The sequence below is a fragment of the Candidatus Nanosynbacter sp. TM7-057 genome (assembly GCF_022828295.1).
GTDB lineage: Bacteria > Patescibacteriota > Saccharimonadia > Saccharimonadales > Saccharimonadaceae > Nanosynbacter.
This window is the reverse complement of record NZ_JAJQJT010000006.1, coordinates 1-2,660: the sequence shown is the minus strand read 5'-3', so window position 1 is coordinate 2,660 and position 2,660 is coordinate 1. Positions and strand designations below refer to the sequence as shown.

At 37.9% G+C, this 2,660-nt stretch carries 3 protein-coding genes; all 3 read right to left on the bottom strand.

The window, feature by feature from the left end; translation table 11 throughout:
- Nucleotides 1-122: 122 nt before the first annotated feature.
- Complete coding sequence (locus LRM45_RS04175) at nucleotides 123-1,001, bottom strand: tyrosine-type recombinase/integrase (protein WP_243826878.1); 879 nt, start codon at nucleotides 999-1,001, stop codon at nucleotides 123-125.
- Between the two features lie 163 nt (nucleotides 1,002-1,164).
- Nucleotides 1,165-2,067, bottom strand: coding sequence for a DnaB-like helicase C-terminal domain-containing protein (locus tag LRM45_RS04170; RefSeq protein WP_243826877.1), 903 nt, complete (start codon nucleotides 2,065-2,067; stop codon nucleotides 1,165-1,167).
- Between the two features lie 204 nt (nucleotides 2,068-2,271).
- Nucleotides 2,272-2,660 (bottom strand): hypothetical protein (locus tag LRM45_RS04165; protein WP_243826876.1); only part of this gene is annotated, 389 nt, incomplete at its 5' end.

The following is a 2,660-nucleotide window of genomic DNA, read 5'->3' as shown; positions in this document are numbered from 1 at the left end:
GGTTTACAAAACCGTTGCTCTAGCCAACTGAGCTAAAGCGGCGTGTAAAGGTGAAACCTTTATTATCTACAAAGCAATCATTGTAAAAAATACTAAAGTCTTTCAACTTTGATACTCTTATCTTAGCAAACCGCGAGCGTTTTGTCAATATCTTTATTGAACATATCGTAGCGTTCTCTTAAATATTCATTAGTAAAATGCATGTACAATCTAGTAGTCGAGATGTTAGAATGCCCCATTAAAGGCTGAACGTCTTCAATTCTTGCTCCCTTTCGTAACATATTAGTAGCAAAACTATGTCTTAAAGTGTGCGCGCTTACTCTCTTTTTAATCCCAGCTCTTAGAGCGGTTTCAGATATCATTCTTGAGAGATATTGTCGGCTTAGAGGCTTTCCAAAAGAGTTTGTGAAAACAAAAACAGAGTCTATTTCTCTTTTGTGGTGATATTCTCTAATAGACTTTTCAGTTAGAGGATCGATAAAAGTTACTCTTGGCTTTCCACCTTTTCCCCTAGAAACTATAAGGGATCTTCTGTACAAATCATCTTCCTTGAGATTTAAGATTTCAGAAGCCCGCAATCCACTGCTTAGTATAGTCATAATCAAGGCTTTATCTCTTAGATTTCTAGCTGATTTTATCAGAGCACATTGTTCTTCTTCATCTAAAAAATTAGCCTCGACTTCAACGGTTCTTGGTATTTCAATTGCCTCAGGTCTGATGTCTATAAGGTTTTTAGCATATAAAAATTTGATAAAACTTCTAATGACTACAATTTTATTTTTGATAGTTTTCGGCTTGTAGTTTTTCAAAGATAAGGTGTCGATAAAGTTATCAATCATCAAAATATCTAAGTCGCTAACCGTATCGGCTTTTATCGATTTGATAAAGTCTTCAAGAATACAAATGTAAGTTGCTTTTGTCGTATTGGTAGCTTTACCATGTGCTTCTTTATGTTTCACAAAGTAAAACAACGCACGCTCCAACGTAGTACTTTTATCCATAATTCTCCCACAATTTAAGTTAAAATGTAGGATTTTGAGGTGCCCAACTAGTGTTGCTTTCAGACCACCCACACGGTCATCAACTCGGCAGTAGATATGGCTAATTTCTTATTTAATTTTGCCATGTCTAGCCGTGTCTGCATAGTGTAAAATTCACAAAGTCCTACGTGTCGAACCTACTATTTCTAGCTGGTTCAATCACCTTAAGCTCCCTAAATTCAAAGTGGTAAGATGTACCAACTTTACAACCGTACCTGTTACGGTTTTTCTCTAAAGTAACGATGATATCATTCGGAAAATCTTTCATATTTCGTTCAACCATTAAGACGATATCCGCGTCCTGTGCAATATAGCTCGAACCTCGCAAATCGTTTATTCCAGTCTTTCGTGTGTGGCTGTCTGGTGCTTTTCGTGTATGACTGATTAGAATGATAGGAATCTGATGCCTGATTGCGTTCTTCTTTAGTTCTTTTGTTATATTTCCTAATTCTTCGGCGACGTTTTGGATTTCTCGCGTAAAGTAATGAAGATGATCAATCACGACCAGTTCACAATTGGCTTCTTCTTTGGCTTTTCGGACCAATCCGTCAATTGAGTGCCAGCTTAATTCATCGTTTTTTTGGAAGAATATTCCAGCCGCACACTTTTCGTATTCTGTTTCACCAAGGATTTTTCTAAATCGAACACCAGCTTCACCGTGAGTCATTTCCAAAGTAACGAATAAAACAGATTTGTTTTGCTTAGCGACATTAGCCGCGATATTCATACTTAGAGCTGTTTTACCATTACTTGTGGCTCCACCGATAACAGTTAGCTCTCCTGGTGCTAATCCCATTGTCATGCGATCAAGCACCCAGTTCCCTGTTCTTAATCCGATGATTTTACCCCAGTTTTTCATGCGCTCTTCGATTTCGTCGTGATAGTCTGCCATCATCGTGAATTCGAGCTCTTGAGCTGCGGATTTAGCAGTTTTAGCAGACGCTCCAAGCACGTATTCGTAAAGGTCTAATCGGTCAGACTTCTTTAGTGATTCGATTTTAGCTTTAAGATAGGTTAAATTGTCCACGTATTATCTCCCTGATTTTTGATTTATGCCAATTTGCTTTGTCTTCAATCGTTTGGAATATCTCTTCGTATTCGTCGGCATGCTGACTAGTCCTAGATATGTCCTGTAACGTCATGTAATCGTTTCTGAGCGACTTTATCTCTTCATTGTGGTATTTTATCCTTTCTGCCACAAAATCCTCTGAGGCGTCCTCTAAATCGATTTTTAAGCCATCCATGAACCATCTCCCATTAACTCGTCTAGGTCTGCCATGCCTTCATGTTGCTTTTTTCGTTTTGAGAGCATGTTGTCTATCGTGGAGGCTCTGAGCAGATAGTCGCTTTTTAATTCGTTAATCTTCTTTGAGTGCCAATCGTCTTCAACGAGTATGTCTAGCGCTTTACCAATTTCTTCTAATGAGAACTTCTTCAAGGTTTCTTTGTAGCCTCGTGGAAGTATTCTGAAATTACGCTTGGTTTTTTTGTTTAGTAGGTCTAATAGTTTTTTACTAACTTCACTATTAATATTATTCTTAGTGTTATCTATAGTGTTATCTATATGAACAGCCGGATTTTCCGTTCGTTGAACAGCCGGATTTTCCGTTCGTTGAACAG